The following is a 17,260-nucleotide window of genomic DNA, read 5'->3' on the forward strand; positions in this document are numbered from 1 at the left end:
CTTTTTTGAAAAAAGGGACACGCAGTGCCCCTTTTTATCTTCAAAACAGGCGCCACCGCTCACTCTACTATGCGCCTTGCATGTTCCTCATTACTTCTTCACTTGAGACATAACTTCTTCTGCAAAGTTGTCTTCACGCTTCTCGAGCCCTTCGCCTACTTCATAGCGGATGAACTCTTTCACAGTAGCCCCTTTGCTTTGCACGTATTTGCCAACTTTTTGATCGCCATCTTTAACGAATGCTTGGTCAAGTAAACATACTTGCTCAAAGTATTTGCCAAGACGCCCTTCCACCATCTTTTCGACGATGTTTTCTGGCTTACCTTCATTAAGTGCTTGTTGTTTTAACACTTCGCGCTCGCGAGCTACTTCATCCTCAGACACTTGATCGCGTGTCACATAAGTAGGGTTAATCGCTGCAACGTGCATCGCAATATCCTTCGCAAGCTCTTCATCTGAAGATTGACCGATAACGGAAAGAACCCCGATGCGTCCACCCATATGGATGTACTGTCCAAACACATCTCCGTCTTCTTTTTCAACAATTTCAAACCGACGAAGGGAAAGCTTTTCGCCAATTTTTGCAATCGCAGAGTTGATGTATTCTTGAACCGTTTCTCCACCGCTAAATGGTTGCTCTAGCGCTTCTTCCACAGAAGCAGGACGTTTTTCTAGCAAGTGAGAAGCTAATTCAGCTACGAGTTTTTGGAAGTTTTCGTTTTTTGCGACGAAGTCTGTTTCAGAGTTAACTTCGACGATGATCGCGTGATTCCCTTCTGCTTTTACATAGGCTAGTCCTTCAGCAGCTACGCGGTCCGCTTTTTTCGCCGCTTTCGCAATCCCTTTTTCACGAAGATAGTCAATCGCTTTATCCATATCTCCGTTCGTTTCTGTTAATGCTTTTTTACAATCCATCATCCCTGCGCCTGTTTTTTCGCGCAGCTCTTTTACCATGCTTGCCGTAATTGCCATGGAACATTCCTCCTTAATGATTATGTATGATGATCTTATCTTTGTAAGCTGTTCATTTTAAGAAAAGCTCGGCTTTTTTAGTATGCTTTGCTTTCCTATCTTTTCTCAGAGTGGAAAAAAAGGCGATAAAGGGTCACTCCCCTTTATCACCCTTTCCGAGAGTTTTGACATTAAGCTGTTGTCTCTTCTGTCTCTTCCGCCACTTCTTCTGCCTCTTCGCCAGCACCAGAAGTTGCTTCTACTACAGCATCTGCCATTTTTCCAGTCAAAAGTTTAACCGCGCGAATCGCGTCATCGTTACCTGGAATGACATAATCGATTTCATCTGGGTCACAGTTTGTATCTACAATCGCTACGATTGGAATGTTTAGCTTATGAGCCTCCGCGATCGCAATACGCTCTTTACGAGGGTCGATCACAAAAAGGGCATCCGGAAGGCTGTTCATATCTTTAATTCCGCCTAGGAACTTCTCAAGACGCTCCATCTCTTTCTTAAGAAGGATAACTTCTTTCTTAGGAAGAACATCGAACGTTCCATCCTCTTCCATTTTCTCGAGCTTTTTAAGGCGATCAATGCGCTTTTGAATGGTCTCAAAGTTCGTTAATGTACCACCTAACCAACGTTGGTTGATATAGTACATACCGCAGCGCTCAGCTTCTTCCTTCACTGAATCTTGCGCTTGCTTTTTCGTCCCTACGAAAAGGACTTTCCCGCCGTCAGCAGCAAGCTCGCGAACAAAATTGTACGCTTCCTCTACTTTTTTGACGGTCTTTTGTAAATCGATAATGTAAATTCCGTTACGTTCTGTGAAGATGTAGCGATCCATTTTAGGGTTCCAACGGCGTGTTTGGTGACCGAAGTGCACCCCAGCTTCCAACAATTGTTTCATGGAAATAACTGCCACATCCAACACCTCCTCTTTGGTTTTTTTGTCCTCCGCACTCATCATGTTCATGCAAGACTACCTGTTCAGATAGCACCTTTGCCTGAATCCGAGGCGTGTGTGATTAACACCGTGGATTAATATACCACACGAAAAGAGGGAAAGCAAGAGCGAGTCACGATTTAACCGTAAAATTTCAATAGTAGCTCTACTTCCCCTTTTCCCATATTTAATTTTTTAGCAATCTCTTCAACGGAAAGTCCCTGTTTCGCTAATGAAATGACTCGGCTTTGATCGGATGTTTCGACAATGACGGCTTCGTCATTGGACCCGTCAAGCCACGGGGGAACAGACTCCTCTTGTTCTTCTGGCGGAGCGGGATCCGATTCTCGTACAGCCTCTGGCTCAGGCTCACTCATTGGCTTAGCGGGGGTAGCTAGGGTAGAAGCGTCCTCCGGCTCCTTTGCTACTGGCACCTTTCTCATCGCTTCGAACTGCTTGAGAAGCTTTTCATTTTCTTCTTTCATTTCGAGCGTATACGCCGCAAGTAAATCCTCTATTTCTTTGACCGTCTTTTTGTGGTCTGTCTCCGTTTCTTTTAACGATAGCTTTTGCATGAGTGTGATGATCCAGAGAAACGTCACCCCGTGAAGAATTAAACTGATAATGGCGATTGTGCTCATTTCTCCTCCTTCAGTTGTGCAAGGTTTAGCCTGAAAAATCAATAAATTGCCCTTTATATGGATGGCTTTTCTGCACTTTCTTTTGCTGCTTTTTCCGCTCTTCTTTCTCTTTCTCGTGCTTTTGTTGCCCTTTCTCCTTGTCGCCGTCGCGAAATCTGGCCACATCGGTTTCTTCTGCTTCGTTTACTTGCTTTCTCTTAGTGTTTGTCTCATCTTTTAACTGTTCTTGAATAACCTCTTGCCCTACCTGACCCCGTTGCTGAAGCTGATCTTGAATTTTCCCCACTTGCTGGGAACGAGGAATCGCCCCTTGATATTCAATCGGCCTGATGCTCACAAGCACCCCTCCTAATGAAACCTATCGCTGCCTTTTACCGAGAAGACAGTTGAATTTCTTGATCGACGAGTGACAGCTTAACATTCGAATGGTTTGAAACGATTTTTCTTCGATACTTTCCAAAATGGGCGCTCACATTAGGGTACAGGGTTTGTTCAACGACGATTGAACCGGCTTGATTTAGTGTGAGCTTCTCCTGTACGTCTTCTAATTGCTCTTTGATTTGCTCATGCTTTTCCTTTACTTGGACTAGTGTATTTTTCACCCGCAACCGTTGGACCCGACCGTTAGCTGTAAGCCCATTTTCTTTTTCTAACTCCTGAAATTTTTGCAAGAGTAGTGACAGCTTTTTCAGTTCCTCTTCTGTTGTTTTATATTCTTTTGCCAACTGTTTTTCTTTTGTGACCCACTTTTCCTTCGCGCCAATATACAAAGAGGTTTTCGTATGCATACTATTGCCAATTTCCTTCGCATAAATGTGATCTTCTGCTGATAAGGCACCACCAACAATGTTCCCTTTCCCTCTTGTGCAAATAATCTTACCTCCCGCCGTACACGTGCTGTGCAAAATGGATTGGACGACTTCAATATCACCGCCCACTTCCACTTTCGCTTGGTTAATGAACGTTGTATGCAAACCACCCTCTGCACGAATACATCCGCGATTTTGCCCGACAATTCCGGCCCCGACAAAGATCGAACCGCCTGCTTCTAACGTCGCACCTTCCACTGTCCCAAAAACGCGAATATCGCCTCCCGCCTTCACGACAAATCCGTCAGGGACGTGACCACGAATGATGACGTTTCCAATAAATGAGATGTTCCCATGCTTCATCGTTAAATCGCCTGGAACCTCATAAACGGGATAGACATGAATCGTACGTTTATCAACGCTCATTTGCCCGTCCACAGCAGCTACTAGTGTTCCATTGGCTTCATCTACTGTCGAGTTTTTACCAGGACGAAGAACAAATTCACGCCCTGGTTTTGCCTTGATCGGTTCCCCTAAAACATTCATGCCGTCTTCTCCTAGGGTCGCAGGAATTTTTTTGCCGATGACCTGCCCCTGCTTCACTTCTGGAATCGATAAGACATCACGAAGGTTCATCGCTGAAATCGAGTGGACGTCACGCTCTTCTTCCTCATGTTGGATCGGCTGCAAATAGCCATGCTTTCCATTTTGAGGCTGTAACCCTTCAGCCACTTTCACTGACGACGTTAGCCCTTTTTCGCTTTTAACGACCTGATCAATGACAGATTCTTTTACGCCAAACACAACACCGTGTTCCTTCATAAAAGAAAGCAACTCATCCTTTGTCACTGGATGATCCTCTGGGAAAGGCTCGTGTTGTTTCAATGTTGCTTCCATCTTGTCTCGTGAAATAATGACTTCAAAAATTGTGTCCAGTTTGCTCATAGTTTTTCAAATCCTTTGTCAGCGTTTTATGCATTTCTTTTTTTCAATGCCTGTTGCAACCGGAACAACGCCTTCGAATGAATTTGTGAGATTCGTGATGTCGATAACTTTAGAATTTGTCCTATTTCTGTTAATGTCAATTCTTCAAAGTAAAAAAGACCGATGACTAATTGCTCTTTTTCATTTAATATATTCGCGATCAATTGTGAAAGTTCCTCTTTTTGCGCCTCTTCTAGTAATTTTTCTTCAGGACTTAAGGATTGTTTATCAATAATCGTAGCGGTATACGTTTCTTCCCGATCACTATCGTTTGTCTTTTCATCCATGGATAGCAGGTTTGCGACGAGAGATTCCGTCATTGTTTGTGAAACCTCATTCTCACTTAAACCGACTTCCTTCGCCACTTCTTCTACCGATACGTTTCGTCCTAGCTTTTGCTCTAGCTTTTCAGTCGCCGCTTCAATCTTTTTAATTTTTTCACGCATCGATCTCGGTAGCCAATCCTCTTTCCTTAATCCGTCCAAGATCGCCCCCCTTACGCGAAACGAAGCGTACGTATCAAACTTCAAGTCACGGTCTGGGTTAAATTTTTCTAGTGCATCTAATAAACCGAGCATCCCATGACTGATTAGATCATCCTTGCTCACACTCCGCGGCAAGCCAACTGAAATTCGCTGTACGTGATAGTGGACAAGAGGAAGGTATTGGCGAATTAACGCATCACACGCCTCCTGACTACGCTCAGTCAACCACTCTGTCCAAATTTTATCATCCGCCATCGTAGAAACACTTGACATCTCGGTTCCCTCCCGTACCTAATTTGAATCGATTAATCTTTTACGTACGCTGCTGCTTGTTCAGGTGTTTCTCGTTCAACTTCGGACTTGTTCACATTTTCCTCTACAAGTACGTCCCCTTGAGACTCGTCATTTGTTAGTGAACGCTGTTCTCCCTCTACTCTTGGGTTGCTGGCTAACGCAACAGCAAAAAGCCAGCGAAACATATATGTAAGGAGAAAGACAATCACGGCCCAAAACAGAGAACGAATCAGGCTTGTTACCCATACATTCACTTGTAGGTTACCGAAAAGGACAATCAAAAAAGTGATACTCCCCACCACTACATTGGTTCTCCAAGTGCCGAGTAAATTCATATTTCCTTCTCTCCTTGATGTACGGTCCGGATGGAAAGCCGTTTGGTCTCTGGGTTAAATTCGATCGTTCGTCCGTTCGAGCCCCCTACATCCTCAGCTAAAATCGGAATGCTCAGCTCACGCAACTTTTTCTTTACTGCTTCTACATTTCGTTGACCGATCCGCATCATATCATTGTTCGAGGCAAAGGAAAACATTTGCGCTCCTCCGGCCATTTTTGCTTTTAATGAATAACGTTTGGCTCCAATCGCTTCAAGCTTCGAAAGCAAGAGATCTAGCGCCGTATCGGCATACTTTGCGCGATTAAACTCCTGCTTTTTCCCTAACGCGGAATCAGGAAGCATAATGTGGGCCATTCCTGCTACTTTTTTCACGTCATCATATAGAACAACGCCGACACATGAACCAAGCCCAGCTGTCCGTATCGTGTGTGGTGGGGTTACAACGTTTAAATCAGCCATTCCTACTTTTACAACGTCATTCATGTAGGCCCACTCCTAGAGAAGAGAACATCACATCAAATGACTCCGGATCAGGAAGTAAAAAGAAATGTCCAGCTCCGCGTCTCTCCCCTTCCTCAGAAATTTGCGTATCAATCACAATCGCTTCGTCACCAATTTGAGAGAGAGGAATCAAACCATAATTTAAGATCGCACCAATCATGTCGATGCTAAGTCCAGGAACGGATGGATAAAGCTTAAGTTTTGTGAAATCAGCTAAAGCCGACAAATAAGAGCCTGCTAGAATATTTCCTAGCTCCTTTAGGGCGGACATGGAGAGGTCATCCATTTCTCCTTCCAGTGATGAACGACTTGCCCCTGTTAACTGTGCAACCATCCCCTTTGCTTCTTCAAGCGTTGCAAGAAAAAACATACTTCCAGGAGCATCTCCTTCAATTCGTAAGAACGTCGCGGCTACGACTTCTTCAGGTCCACCGATCCATTCGGTTAACTCTTGAAATGAAACGATATGGACATTCGGTACATTCATGTCAATTGTTTTTTGCAGCAGTTGAGATAATGCCGTTGCTGCATTACCTGCACCGATATTTCCGATTTCTTTCAAAATGTCTAGGTGAAACGCTTGTAATTCGCTCAAATTTTCCATTCCGCCCTCTTCCTCTCTCGATGATTATCACCTTTTGCATTGACGAACGATACTGTCAGCTATAAGTTCAAGGTGGGTCACTTCATCTACAAGCTTTCTTTCAATCGCCACTTTCGGCATTCCAAATACGACACAAGACTGCTCTGATTCAGCAATCGCATAACAAGATCCGCGCTTAAGTTGTTCCAAGCCTTCCGTTCCATCTGAACCCATTCCAGTCATAATGACGGCAACCTTATAGATACTAGATAAAGCAGATACAGATTCAAACAAAACATCCACCGATGGACGGTGTCCCTTACGCGGCTCTTCTTTCGTTAAATGTAAGGCGATCGACGTTCCTAATCGTTTCGTCTCGAGATGGTACCCACCTGGCGCAATATAAGCGACTCCTGGGCGAATGATCTCTCCGTCTTCCGCTTCCTTCACGTGAATCTCACACAAGCTATTAAGCCGATTAGCAAGAGATTCGGTAAAACCAGCCGGCATATGTTGCACGATTAATATCGGTGCTGGCAAATCTTTCGGGAGCTTTGTCAATACTTGTTTCAAGGCTTTCGGTCCACCAGTCGATGTGCCAATCACAATGATCGTTTTGTCGAAAGGCACCGGCTGCTGAAGTGGTCGGAAAACGACTGGCGCCTTTTTGGACGTCGGCTTTAATTTCACGTTCGGTGCCGATGCGACTTTCTCAATCAGCAGATCACGAACTTTTTCTAGATCAAGGGAGATCGGCCCTGAAGGCTTTGTTATAAAATCGACAGCTCCAAGTTCCATAGCGGTTAGTGCATTCTCTGCCCCTTCTTTCGTTGTACTGCTAACGATAATGATGGGCAGCGGGTTTTCTGACATCAAACGTTTTAACGTTTCGATTCCATCCATGACCGGCATTTCTACATCTAATGTCATCACGTCAGGGGCTAGCGTTTTTCGTTTTTTCAGGGCATCCTCCCCGTTTCTAGCTGTTCCCACTACCTCAAGGCGAGGGTCCGATTCTAGCATCGATGTGATGACCTTACGCATGAACGCCGAGTCATCGACGACTAATACTTTGATGCGGGATTCCATATGACACCTCCCATCACTGCAATCTTGACCGTTTTAGCGAAACCATTTCCTTATTTTCTTCATAAACGATTGATACGAGGGAGCCCCCCTGTCCACTCGGTGCCCAAGATAGGTATGGACGAGCTTCCCCATCGCCATGCTCGCCTTCGCCTGTGGTGCATGGAGAACGAATGGGGCTTGTGCTTTAACCGCCTTCACGACATGGCTATCTTGCGGAAGGTAGCCAAGCGAGTGGATGTCTTTTTTCAAGAAGTGGCTGACGACACGTTTAAAATTAGCGGCTGTCTGCTCCCCCTCTCGTTTCGATTCTGCTCGATTCACGATCAGTAAAATCTCAGGATTTTCGATCGGTTCCTTGCAAATATACTTGACCATGGCGTAAGCATCCGTAATAGACGTCGGTTCCGGTGTCGTGACAACAAATATTTCATGGGCAGACAAAATAAATCGAAGACTTTCGGCTGTTGCTCCAGCTCCCATATCGAGAATGATATAATCATAGATTGCCCCCAACGATTCAAGTTGCTGGAAAAAACGTTCCATTTGTCGTTCGTTTAATTCGACAAGCTCCGAAAGTCCCGAACCTCCAGCGATGTATGTGATTCCTTCTGGCCCTTGCTCTGCTATATCCCAAATCGTTAGTTCCCGTTTAATCATATCGATGATGTGGTAGCTAGGGGATAGTCCCATGAGAATGTCAAGGTTGCCCATTCCTAAATCTAAATCAATCAAGGCAACTTTTTGGTTTTGCCTAGAAAGAGTGAGGGCAAAGTTAAGGGAAACATTTGATTTGCCGACGCCGCCTTTTCCACTAACAACAGCGATTACTTTCCCTTGTCCCCGTCCTTGCTCCATCACGCCATCAACCATTCTTCTGAGACTTTCCGCTTGGTCACGCATGGCCTTTTGCCCCTAATATAGTCTGAATGATCCAATCGTTGGATGATTCAACGATATCATCCGGGACATTTTGCCCGTTTGTTACATATGCCACACCCTTGCCTTGTTCAAACATCATATTGAGCATAGCCCCATATGTATCAGTCTCATCTTGCTTCGTAAAAATGATCTGTTTGATCGGAACGAGCGAAAATTGTTCAATAATCGCTTTCATATCTCGATACTTCCCTGTTAAGGAAAGGACGAGATAATTTTCAGCTTCATGCTTAAAATCAATGACCTTCTCCAATTCTTTTACGTAAAGGGCGTTTCGAAAATTTCTTCCCGCTGAATCGACTAATACAAGATCATAATGGATAAATTGGTTTTTTGCCTTCTGAAAATCTTCCATCGAATAAACGACTTCTAACGGAATATTTAAGATTTTAGCGTATGTTTTGAGCTGCTCAACTGCTGCAATCCGATACGTATCGGTTGTAATGAGGGCTACTTTTTTCTTTTTCTTCAAGACGCTATGAGCCGCAAGCTTGGCAATCGTCGTCGTTTTTCCAACACCGGTTGGACCGACGATGTTAACGAATTTTTTTTGAAAGGTTATCCCCCCTTCTGGGAGAAGGGATAGTTTTCGCTTTAAAAGTTGCTCTCCTTTCGTTAACAGCTCTTCATAGGACCACGGTGTTTGCTCATCCCCTTCCTCTTGTAGCCAAGATTGCAGTAAGTGTTTGACGAGCTGGAGACGCACGGCATCACATACTTCTTGCTGTTTCAACTGTTCGTCAAAGGAATGAAACGGTTCTGGATAGGACTGCATACTCGTTTCTTTTATATTGATCGTCTGCATCATTTTTTTAAGCTCTTGAATTTCGACGAGAAGCGCTTCGGTTGACTTTTCATTTACTGATGACGGTCTTCCATCAACGTTCCAGCCCTTTCTTTTTTTAGGGGGCAAGGTGACTTTCGCCCGTTCAATAGGGTCTATCGCCGCGATCACTTCCAACTTCTTTTTCGTAAAAAAGCCGAGAAATCCACCGGTCTCAATCTCTTTTGAATTAAGGATGACCGCATGCTCCCCTAACTCCACACGAATTTTTTCCATAGCCTCCCCCATGGACGAAGCCACGTACTTTTTTACCTTCACGACGGATTCACCACCCCTACACTTTGAACTTCAACATTCGCTTCTAACTCGTTACACTAGCGTTGCATTAAATAAAAAAAGATTTGTCAAGGTGTAATTAAATTCAATTTTATTGAATTTATGGTAAATACTAGTCTTCAACTTCATAAAAAAATCCTTATAATTAGATGACAGAAGGTACGAAGTCCTGTCCATATCCTAATTATAAGGAGTAAACCTATGGACAAGAATAACACAAAAACGGTTTTTAAGGAATACATTCAACCGACAGACATGAAAGTCATTTCTAAAATCATTGATCAAATGCAAGTGGATAAATATGTTAAAAAACTAGATAGCCTCACCTTTATCAAACTCTTTATTTATGCTCAATTGAAACAGTTATCAAGTCTAAAGGAAATTAGTTTTAAAGTGCGGCATAAGAAAAAATTACAAAAAGAACTTGGATTAAAAAGCATCAGTAAATCCCAATTATCCCGTAAACTTTCTGATTTGCCACCAGAGATTTTTGAATCCATCCTTCATCATTTAGTCCAACAGATCCACCGGGAATTCGGGAAGGAAAAGGGAAATGCTTTATTAGGCAAAATCCATCTCATTGATTCTACTACCATCTCTTTTTGTCTTAGCCAGTATCGATGGGCTCATTTCCGAAATACAAAAGCGGGAGTGAAAATACATACCCGTGTCGTTATTCATGAAGGGGAGATTTCCCCGGATAAGATCATCATCACCCCTGCCAGGCGGGCAGATTCCACACAACTGGATGCCTTGATGGTCATCGAAAAGGATGCCCTTCACGTATTTGATCGGGGATATTTCGATTTCGATAAGTTTGACGATTACTGTAAAAATAACGTTCGGTTTTGTACTCGAATAAAAGATAACACGGTCATCAAGGTTATTGAAGAACTGCCTGTGGACCCATCTTCCGATATTCTTCGTGAGGCGGTGGTCAAGCTAGGAAAAATGAAATACCCTCTACGATTGATTGAAACGCTGGACAGTCAAGGAAACAAGATCTCGATTATCATAAATGATGCAAAGATGAGCGCAGAGGAAATCAGTGATCTTTATCGAAGCCGCTGGCAAATCGAGTTGTTCTTCAAATGGATGAAGCAGCATATGGTTCTGAAAAAATGTTATGGAAAGAGCGCCAATGCCGTTTACAACCAAGTCTATATCGCCATGATTACTTTCTGTTTAACTTTATTAATGAAGAAGAAAGTGCGTTATCAAGGAACTCTCCTTGAGATGCTTGAGTTTATAAAAGAATATTGGTGGAGAAGCTTCTCTGTTTTTCTAAAGGAGCTATTTAAAAAGCCCAAGCGATCATCAAAGGGTCGAAGGCGACTTGATCATGACCGGATTTTCAACGAAACCTTAGCACAATTTGAAGATGGTGATACCCAACATTTAAACGACCTAAGTTATGACCCTATCTACTAATTTGTAAAAAATTGGATAAGGACTACCTTCAAACAGACCCCCCTTATCCTTTTGACTTGATTACCAAGAAAAAAATAAAACTGAATATTTCGTAAAGTTATAAAATGTAATAATTATCAATAATATTCCATTTCTGTACCCTTGACTTTGTCTTCACTTTTTTGTGCAACGCTAGTGAACTCGTTATAAGACAGAATTGGAACTTGCGGCAAATATCGTTCAAGTAGCTGACGAACATACATTCGAACTGCCGGTGAACAAAGGATCACAGGTGGCTGGCCCATTTGCGATAAACGATCCGCTTCTTGGGCAGCGGCTTCAATGATTTTCTGCGACTGATCAGGGTCGATCGAAACAAAATTCCCATGTTCTGTCTGCTGAACGCCATCAGCAATCATTTTTTCTACCATCCCGCTCAAGGTGACAACGTATAAAGGCTCTCCTTGCTGGGCAAATTGCTTGGAAATTTGTCGTGATAACGATTGACGAACATATTCCGTTAACAAATCCATATCCTTCGTCATTTGTCCGTAGTCGGCGATCGTTTCAAAAATGGTAGGCAAATTGCGAATCGAAATGTGTTCCTTCAATAAGTTTGTTAACACCTTCTGAATCTCACCAATCGACAACGTATTCGTTACTTCTTCCACAAGGGCTGGATACGCTTCTTTTAAATGATCGACTAATTGCTTTGTTTCCTGACGGCCGATAAGTTCATGTGCGTGACGCTTAATCACTTCTGTCAAATGGGTCGATACAACTGACGGCGGATCAACAACGGTATAGCCAGATAGTTCAGCTTGTTCTTTCATTTCCTCACTGATCCAAAGGGCCGGTAAACCAAACGCTGGCTCTACAGTTTCGATACCGACCACACTTTCATCCTCTACTCCAGGACTCATCGCCATATAATGGTCGAGAAGCAGCTCCCCTTTGGCAACTTCATTCCCTTTAATTTTGATCGTATATTCATTCGGCTGAAGCTGAATGTTGTCGCGAATGCGAATAACTGGAACGACCATTCCGAGCTCTAGCGCCATTTGCCGCCTGATCATAACAACCCGGTCAAGCAAGTCTCCCCCTTGGTTCGTGTCCGCAAGTGGAATGAGTCCATAGCCAAATTCAAATTCGATCGGGTCAATTTGCAGCAAATTGACGACACTTTCCGGAGACTTTAAATCCTCATTCTCATCTGATGCTTCTTCTTTTTCTTCCTCTGCCAATTGTTTTTGCTCCCCTTGGGACAAATGATATCCACCAAAGGCGAGCACCCCTGCAATGATCGATGTGACAATGAGCGAAATGGGCGTTAATAGCCCTAATGCAAGAATGGTACCAGAAGCCACATAGAGCATTTTCGGGTAAGCGAGCAATTGTTTCGTAATATCTTGCCCAAGGTTTCCGTCAGATGCTGCTCTTGTGACAATAATTCCTGTAGCTGTCGAAATGATCAGGGCCGGAATTTGGCTGACGAGACCATCCCCTACGGTAAGCAGTGTAAAATGATTCGCTGAGTCTGACAAACTCATTCCCATCTGCATCATGCCAATCACTAGGCCGAAAATGATATTAATGATGACAATGACAATTCCGGCGATGGCGTCCCCCTTTACAAACTTACTAGCCCCGTCCATTGCACCGTAAAAGTCTGCTTCTTTTTCGATTTTTTCCCGGCGTTCTTTTGCTTCAATATCGGAAATCATCCCAGCGTTTAAGTCGGCATCGATGCTCATCTGCTTTCCTGGCATCGCGTCGAGGGTGAAGCGGGCACCTACTTCGGATACACGCTCTGCCCCTTTTGTGATGACGATAAACTGAATGATAATCAAAATGAGGAAGACGACAAATCCGACGAGAGGATTTCCACCGATAACGAAGTTTCCGAATGTATCAATGACATTTCCAGCTTCTCCGTTCCCTAAAATTGATCTTGTCGTCGACACGTTCAGTCCTAGACGAAATAACGTCACAATCAAAAGCAACGTTGGGAAAATGGAGAACTGTAACGGCTCCTTCGTGTTCATCGCCACGAGTATAATCAAAATTGCGAGGGAGATGTTCGTGATAATTAAAAAATCCAACATCGCCGGCGGCAATGGGATGATCAGCATGATCACGATCAGTATAACGCTTAATAATACGGCTAAATCTCTTGCTCTCACGATGGTCTCTCCTCACATACAGTAAATTTTAGTCTTCTACACTTGTTTCTTCTTCAATCGATAGACGTAGGCAAGTACTTCAGCAACGGCTTTAAACAGCTGCTCAGGTACTTGATCACCAATATCCGCTTGATCATACAACGCCCTAGCGAGAGGTTTATTTTCCACTGTGACTACGTTATGCTGCTTCGCCAAGCTTTTTATTTTAAACGCCACATAGTCTACGCCTTTTGCCACGATGACTGGGGCATCCATTTTAGATTGGTCATATTTCAAAGCGATCGCGTAATGGGTTGGGTTCGTAATGACCACATCCGCTTTAGGCACTTCCTGCATCATTCGCTGCATCGCCATTTCCATTTGTTTTTGCTTACGCTTTGATTTAACTTTCGGGTCCCCTTCCACGTTTTTATGCTCATCCTTCACATCTTGTTTCGACATGCGGATTTGTTTCTCATGATCGTACCGCTGATACAAGTAATCAGGAATCGATAAAATTAATAGAAGGATCGCGATAAGAATTCCTAGCAACGCCGTTAACTGTGCGACGGTAACAAAAGAGTTCTCTACACTTTTTTGCGATAACAACATAACATCCTCTAAGCTAAACCAAACGATCGAAAAGGCGGCCAGCCCTGTTAACACAATCTTTAATAAAGATTTCAAAAACTCCACAAGGGCGCGAACGGAGAAAATTCGTTTAGCTCCTTTAATTGGATCTATTTTAGATAGCTTCATTTTTAATGGCTCTGTTGTAAACAAAGGGCCAACCTGGATGTAACTCGCCAACACTCCAGCTATTAAGGCAATAGCCATAATCGGTAATAGAACGATCGCTGCTTCCATTGTAATTTCAAACATCAGTTCAGCGACGCTCTCTTCTGTAACATCCATTAACAAATAGCTTTCGAATGTATGGATCAACAGCTTTTCTAATGTACCACCAAGAAGGGGTCCGCCAAATAGCCACAAGAACAAAAAAACGCAGAGGAGGATGATCGCTGTATTCACATCGGTGCTTTTCGCAACCTGCCCTTTTTTTCTAGAGTCTTGACGTTTTTTCGGCGTTGCTTTCTCCGTTTTCTCTTGTGCAAAAAACTGCAAATCTATTTTCATGAATGAAGCCATATCATGTGCCCCCTAAAATGGCCATCATTGCTCGCATCGTTTCTAGCATTCGCTCAAATAAGTAACTAACAGACATGAAAAACACGCCCATAAAGATCATTAAAAGCGGCAGCCCTACTAAAATTTTTAGCGGCATCCCGACGACAAACACGTTCATTTGTGGAACCGCACGAGAAACCATTCCAAGCGCAACATCGACTAAAAACAAAGAGCCTACAAGAGGAAACGCCATCTGAAAAGCGATGATAAACATCGTGTTTAATGTTGTCGCAATCAATTCAATCATGTTCTCATCAGAAACGTTCAAGAACGGTTGATTTAAAGGGATAAACTGATAACTATAATACATTCCATCAATCAACAAATGATGACCGTTTGTCGCAAGCATAAACAAGAGGGCGAATGTATAAAGGTAGCTTCCGATTAACGGACTTTGTGCTCCTGTTTGCGGGTCAACTATGTTCGCAATCAAAAAGCCTATTTTCACATCGATAAATGCTCCGGCCGCTTGAATCGCATAAAGAAGCACCATGGCAATCAAGCCAACCATAAGACCAACTAAAACTTCTTTCATAATTAAAATGACATAAGTCCCGTCAAATAGAATGATTTCAGGCTCTAAAGAAAAAGTGAGAATCCAAGCAAGAAATAAAGCGATGCCGACTTTAAACATGGCCGGAATGTTCCGATAAGAGAAGAGAGGCATCGTCATTAAAAAGGCTAGCATTCGAACAAACACAAGCAAAAACATTGGTAAAAGCTGAATCCAATCCACCATTATCCGATAAACCGATGCAAGTTATTGAAAATGGAATAAGCAAAGTTTAAAAGTTGGGAAAGCATCCACGGTCCAAAAAGAACAAGAGATACGAGGACGCCTACAATTTTCGGAATGAACGCCAATGTTTGTTCCTGTATTTGAGTAGTCGCCTGAAAAATGCTGACAAATAGACCGAGCCCTAATGCCACGAGAAGAAGCGGGCCGGCAACGAGCAGGACAGTCCAAACCCCGCGCTCGGCTATACCTATAATAAAATCGACACTCATTTAGATCACCTTCTAGATCCTCTTCTAATTGAAACTGAGTAGCAAGGATTGGACGACAAGATACCATCCATCGACCAATACGAATAACAGAATTTTAAACGGTAAAGAAATCATGATCGGGGGTAGCATCATCATCCCCATGGACATCAAGACACTAGCGACAATCATATCAATGACTAAAAACGGAATAAAAATAAGGAATCCAATTTGAAAAGCGGTTTTTAGCTCACTGATTGCAAACGCTGGGACGAGAGCGGTAAGCGGTATATCCTCAATTGATTCCGGTCGATCATGTCCTGCATACCCCATAAATAGAGCCAAGTCTTTTTCTCTCGTGTGCTTTGCCATAAACTCCTTCATCGGTATGGCTGCCCGATCCATTGCTTCTTGCTGGTCAATTTCTCCGTCCAAAAACGGTGTCAACGCTTGGTCATTCACCTCGGCAAATACAGGTGCCATGATAAAGAATGTAATAAATAAGGCGATTCCGATAATCACTTGGTTCGGCGGCATCGTCTGCGTAGCCAAACCTGTCCGGACAAAGGATAAGACGATCACTACCCTTGTAAAGCATGTCATCAATATGAGGATGCTTGGCGCTAAGGATAAGACGGTTAGTAATAGCAATAGTTGAACCGTCGTGGCTACCCCCGCAGGATCGTCTGTCATAAATTCCGGGTCAAGTCCTGGTAGTTGAATCGCTGTTAATAATAATAATTCCGTCATGATTTGTCCTGCTCCCTCATTGCTTTCCGAATACGTTCCTGAGTTGATTGAACGTCAGACAACTGCTTTTGCAGTAGCTGTTTAAACGGTTGTCCTTCCTTTAATGGCTCATCCTTCGCGGAGGAACGATTCCGTTTCGTAAGGTCTTGCACCCACGTCATCGCTTTTGTAATGGGAGCATGACTGTCAGCGTAGATCGTCTGTTGCTTAGCAAGTAATTCTTCTTTCTCTTGCTCATTCGTTATTTCTTTTAACAGTTGAATCGACTCACCTACACCGACAACGAACAGGCGGTCACCTACTTTAATAAGCTGTACTGAGCGGTTAGAGCCAAGAGGAACGCCTCCTAGATTTTGCAGGGCTTGGGTCGACTTGAATGAACGAGAGCGTTGGCTAATGAAACGCATCACGACATAGATTAAGAAGAGCACAAACGCCAATGCTGCAAACATTTGCAAAAAGAGAAAAAAGATATTTTGCTCTTGAAAGGCCTGTTCTTCCTCAGGCACTTCCATCACACCCGGTTCCTCCCCGCTCCCATTCACACTAGCTTCTCCTTGGCAAGCTTCTTGAAACGATCCTGCAACACTATCACAGTCAACCTCATCGGCGAACCCTTTATTTGGTGACATGATGCTGAACAAGCACACCATTAGTAAAAAGCTAATTGCTTTAGTTGTCATGTTTCCTTTCATGACCAAATCCATTACGCTCCTAACGTCTTCTGAATCGCATCAATGACCCGATCAGCCTGAAACGGCTTCACAATAAAGTCCTTTGCCCCTGCTTGTATCGCATCAATGACCATCGCTTGTTGACCCATGGCCGAACACATGATGACCTTCGCATTCGGATCAATCGCTCGGATGTCTTTTAACGCAGCAATTCCATCTTTCTCAGGCATCGTAATATCCATTGTGACAAGATCTGGTGAAAGCTCTTTATATTTTTCCACCGCTTGTTCGCCATCATGGGCTTCCCCAACTACGTCATAACCATTTTTCGTTAAAATATCCTTGATCATCATGCGCATAAAAGATGCGTCATCCACAATAAGAATTTTAGCTGCCATCTGCACTCAACCTTTCT

Annotated in this window: 20 protein-coding genes; 1 reads left to right on the top strand and 19 read right to left on the bottom strand. The window is 43.4% G+C overall.

The genetic code is table 11. From position 1 onward, the window contains the following. Positions 1 to 90: 90 nt before the first annotated feature. From tsf to flhF, 12 genes are all read right to left on the bottom strand, one after another. Positions 91 to 972 (bottom strand): translation elongation factor Ts, encoded by an 882-nt coding sequence (gene tsf / locus E2L07_RS03355; protein WP_134228843.1) that lies wholly within the window; start codon positions 970 to 972, stop codon positions 91 to 93. 170 nt (positions 973 to 1,142) lie between these two features. Further along, positions 1,143 to 1,877: a 30S ribosomal protein S2 gene (gene rpsB, locus E2L07_RS03360; RefSeq protein WP_053431955.1), complete on the bottom strand. Its 735-nt coding sequence runs from the start codon at positions 1,875 to 1,877 to the stop codon at positions 1,143 to 1,145. Positions 1,878 to 2,038: 161 nt separating this feature from the next. Further along, on the bottom strand, positions 2,039 to 2,539 hold the full coding sequence (locus E2L07_RS03365; RefSeq protein ID WP_010898581.1) for a DUF6115 domain-containing protein: 501 nt from the start codon (positions 2,537 to 2,539) through the stop codon (positions 2,039 to 2,041). A 25-nt stretch (positions 2,540 to 2,564) separates the two neighbouring features. After that, the gene (locus tag E2L07_RS03370) at positions 2,565 to 2,876 is read right to left on the bottom strand and encodes a hypothetical protein (RefSeq protein ID WP_010898582.1); all 312 of its coding nucleotides are present in this window, start codon (positions 2,874 to 2,876) and stop codon (positions 2,565 to 2,567) included. A 34-nt stretch (positions 2,877 to 2,910) separates the two neighbouring features. Continuing rightward, positions 2,911 to 4,293, bottom strand: coding sequence for a DUF342 domain-containing protein (locus tag E2L07_RS03375; RefSeq protein WP_134228844.1), 1,383 nt, complete (start codon positions 4,291 to 4,293; stop codon positions 2,911 to 2,913). 26 nt (positions 4,294 to 4,319) lie between these two features. Continuing rightward, positions 4,320 to 5,090: a FliA/WhiG family RNA polymerase sigma factor gene (locus tag E2L07_RS03380; protein ID WP_053430960.1), complete on the bottom strand. Its 771-nt coding sequence runs from the start codon at positions 5,088 to 5,090 to the stop codon at positions 4,320 to 4,322. 32 nt (positions 5,091 to 5,122) lie between these two features. After that, on the bottom strand, positions 5,123 to 5,446 hold the full coding sequence (locus E2L07_RS03385; protein ID WP_053430959.1) for a hypothetical protein: 324 nt from the start codon (positions 5,444 to 5,446) through the stop codon (positions 5,123 to 5,125). Continuing rightward, positions 5,443 to 5,931, bottom strand: coding sequence for a chemotaxis protein CheD (locus E2L07_RS03390; RefSeq protein WP_010898586.1), 489 nt, complete (start codon positions 5,929 to 5,931; stop codon positions 5,443 to 5,445). Before E2L07_RS03390 ends, E2L07_RS03385 begins: the two co-directional genes overlap by 4 nt. After that, the gene (locus E2L07_RS03395; RefSeq protein ID WP_010898587.1) at positions 5,924 to 6,553 is read right to left on the bottom strand and encodes a chemotaxis protein CheC; all 630 of its coding nucleotides are present in this window, start codon (positions 6,551 to 6,553) and stop codon (positions 5,924 to 5,926) included. Before E2L07_RS03395 ends, E2L07_RS03390 begins: the two co-directional genes overlap by 8 nt. Positions 6,554 to 6,580: 27 nt before the next feature. Further along, a complete protein-coding gene (locus tag E2L07_RS03400; protein WP_010898588.1) occupies positions 6,581 to 7,621 on the bottom strand; it encodes a protein-glutamate methylesterase/protein-glutamine glutaminase in 1,041 nt (346 codons plus the stop codon). A 33-nt stretch (positions 7,622 to 7,654) separates the two neighbouring features. Beyond that, complete coding sequence (locus E2L07_RS03405) at positions 7,655 to 8,521, bottom strand: MinD/ParA family protein (RefSeq protein ID WP_010898589.1); 867 nt, start codon at positions 8,519 to 8,521, stop codon at positions 7,655 to 7,657. After that, positions 8,514 to 9,659 carry a flagellar biosynthesis GTPase FlhF gene (gene flhF / locus E2L07_RS03410; protein ID WP_134228845.1) on the bottom strand — a complete coding sequence of 382 codons (1,146 nt, stop codon included), beginning with the start codon at positions 9,657 to 9,659 and terminating at the stop codon, positions 8,514 to 8,516. The genes E2L07_RS03405 and flhF overlap by 8 nt, the downstream gene beginning before the upstream one ends. Positions 9,660 to 9,878: 219 nt before the next feature. On the opposite strand from flhF, the gene E2L07_RS03415 reads away from it, so the two are divergent. Beyond that, positions 9,879 to 11,108 (top strand): IS4 family transposase, encoded by a 1,230-nt coding sequence (locus E2L07_RS03415; protein WP_134228582.1) that lies wholly within the window; start codon positions 9,879 to 9,881, stop codon positions 11,106 to 11,108. 116 nt (positions 11,109 to 11,224) lie between these two features. Here E2L07_RS03415 and flhA read toward each other — a convergent pair whose 3' ends face one another. Genes flhA through E2L07_RS03450 form a run of 7 tightly spaced genes read right to left on the bottom strand, consistent with a single transcriptional unit; the run spans position 11,225 to position 17,243 of the window. Further along, the gene (gene flhA, locus E2L07_RS03420; protein ID WP_134228846.1) at positions 11,225 to 13,270 is read right to left on the bottom strand and encodes a flagellar biosynthesis protein FlhA; all 2,046 of its coding nucleotides are present in this window, start codon (positions 13,268 to 13,270) and stop codon (positions 11,225 to 11,227) included. Positions 13,271 to 13,306: 36 nt separating this feature from the next. Next, positions 13,307 to 14,398, bottom strand: a complete 1,092-nt coding sequence (flhB, locus tag E2L07_RS03425) for a flagellar biosynthesis protein FlhB (RefSeq protein WP_010898592.1) — start codon at positions 14,396 to 14,398, stop codon at positions 13,307 to 13,309. A gap of 1 nt (position 14,399) precedes the next feature. Continuing rightward, the gene (gene fliR / locus E2L07_RS03430; RefSeq protein WP_010898593.1) at positions 14,400 to 15,176 is read right to left on the bottom strand and encodes a flagellar biosynthetic protein FliR; all 777 of its coding nucleotides are present in this window, start codon (positions 15,174 to 15,176) and stop codon (positions 14,400 to 14,402) included. Further along, positions 15,176 to 15,445 (bottom strand): flagellar biosynthesis protein FliQ, encoded by a 270-nt coding sequence (gene fliQ / locus E2L07_RS03435; RefSeq protein ID WP_010898594.1) that lies wholly within the window; start codon positions 15,443 to 15,445, stop codon positions 15,176 to 15,178. The genes fliR and fliQ overlap by 1 nt, the downstream gene beginning before the upstream one ends. Positions 15,446 to 15,469: 24 nt before the next feature. Then, positions 15,470 to 16,171: a flagellar type III secretion system pore protein FliP gene (fliP, locus tag E2L07_RS03440; protein ID WP_010898595.1), complete on the bottom strand. Its 702-nt coding sequence runs from the start codon at positions 16,169 to 16,171 to the stop codon at positions 15,470 to 15,472. After that, the gene (gene fliO, locus E2L07_RS03445) at positions 16,168 to 16,866 is read right to left on the bottom strand and encodes a flagellar biosynthetic protein FliO (protein ID WP_233422115.1); all 699 of its coding nucleotides are present in this window, start codon (positions 16,864 to 16,866) and stop codon (positions 16,168 to 16,170) included. The genes fliP and fliO overlap by 4 nt, the downstream gene beginning before the upstream one ends. An 11-nt stretch (positions 16,867 to 16,877) precedes the next feature. Further along, entirely contained in the window at positions 16,878 to 17,243 is a 366-nt protein-coding gene (locus E2L07_RS03450) for a response regulator (RefSeq protein WP_053430954.1), read from the bottom strand. Between the last annotated feature and the right edge of the window lie 17 nt (positions 17,244 to 17,260).

The sequence above is a fragment of the Halalkalibacterium halodurans genome (assembly GCF_004376175.1).
GTDB classification, from domain to species: Bacteria; Bacillota; Bacilli; order Bacillales; family Bacillaceae_D; genus Halalkalibacterium; species Halalkalibacterium halodurans.

Coding starts and splice junctions, on each gene's coding strand:
- tsf (WP_134228843.1), bottom strand. CDS start 972: ATGGCAATTACGGCAAGCATGGTAAAAGAGCTGCGCGAAAAAACAGGC.
- E2L07_RS03365 (WP_010898581.1), bottom strand. CDS start 2,539: ATGAGCACAATCGCCATTATCAGTTTAATTCTTCACGGGGTGACGTTT.
- E2L07_RS03375 (WP_134228844.1), bottom strand. CDS start 4,293: ATGAGCAAACTGGACACAATTTTTGAAGTCATTATTTCACGAGACAAG.
- E2L07_RS03380 (WP_053430960.1), bottom strand. CDS start 5,090: ATGTCAAGTGTTTCTACGATGGCGGATGATAAAATTTGGACAGAGTGG.
- E2L07_RS03385 (WP_053430959.1), bottom strand. CDS start 5,446: ATGAATTTACTCGGCACTTGGAGAACCAATGTAGTGGTGGGGAGTATC.
- E2L07_RS03390 (WP_010898586.1), bottom strand. CDS start 5,931: ATGAATGACGTTGTAAAAGTAGGAATGGCTGATTTAAACGTTGTAACC.
- E2L07_RS03395 (WP_010898587.1), bottom strand. CDS start 6,553: ATGGAAAATTTGAGCGAATTACAAGCGTTTCACCTAGACATTTTGAAA.
- E2L07_RS03400 (WP_010898588.1), bottom strand. CDS start 7,621: ATGGAATCCCGCATCAAAGTATTAGTCGTCGATGACTCGGCGTTCATG.
- E2L07_RS03405 (WP_010898589.1), bottom strand. CDS start 8,521: ATGCGTGACCAAGCGGAAAGTCTCAGAAGAATGGTTGATGGCGTGATG.
- E2L07_RS03415 (WP_134228582.1), top strand. CDS start 9,879: ATGGACAAGAATAACACAAAAACGGTTTTTAAGGAATACATTCAACCG.
- flhB (WP_010898592.1), bottom strand. CDS start 14,398: ATGGCTTCATTCATGAAAATAGATTTGCAGTTTTTTGCACAAGAGAAA.
- fliR (WP_010898593.1), bottom strand. CDS start 15,176: ATGGTGGATTGGATTCAGCTTTTACCAATGTTTTTGCTTGTGTTTGTT.
- fliQ (WP_010898594.1), bottom strand. CDS start 15,445: ATGAGTGTCGATTTTATTATAGGTATAGCCGAGCGCGGGGTTTGGACT.
- fliP (WP_010898595.1), bottom strand. CDS start 16,171: ATGACGGAATTATTATTATTAACAGCGATTCAACTACCAGGACTTGAC.
- fliO (WP_233422115.1), bottom strand. CDS start 16,866: ATGAAAGGAAACATGACAACTAAAGCAATTAGCTTTTTACTAATGGTG.
- E2L07_RS03450 (WP_053430954.1), bottom strand. CDS start 17,243: ATGGCAGCTAAAATTCTTATTGTGGATGACGCATCTTTTATGCGCATG.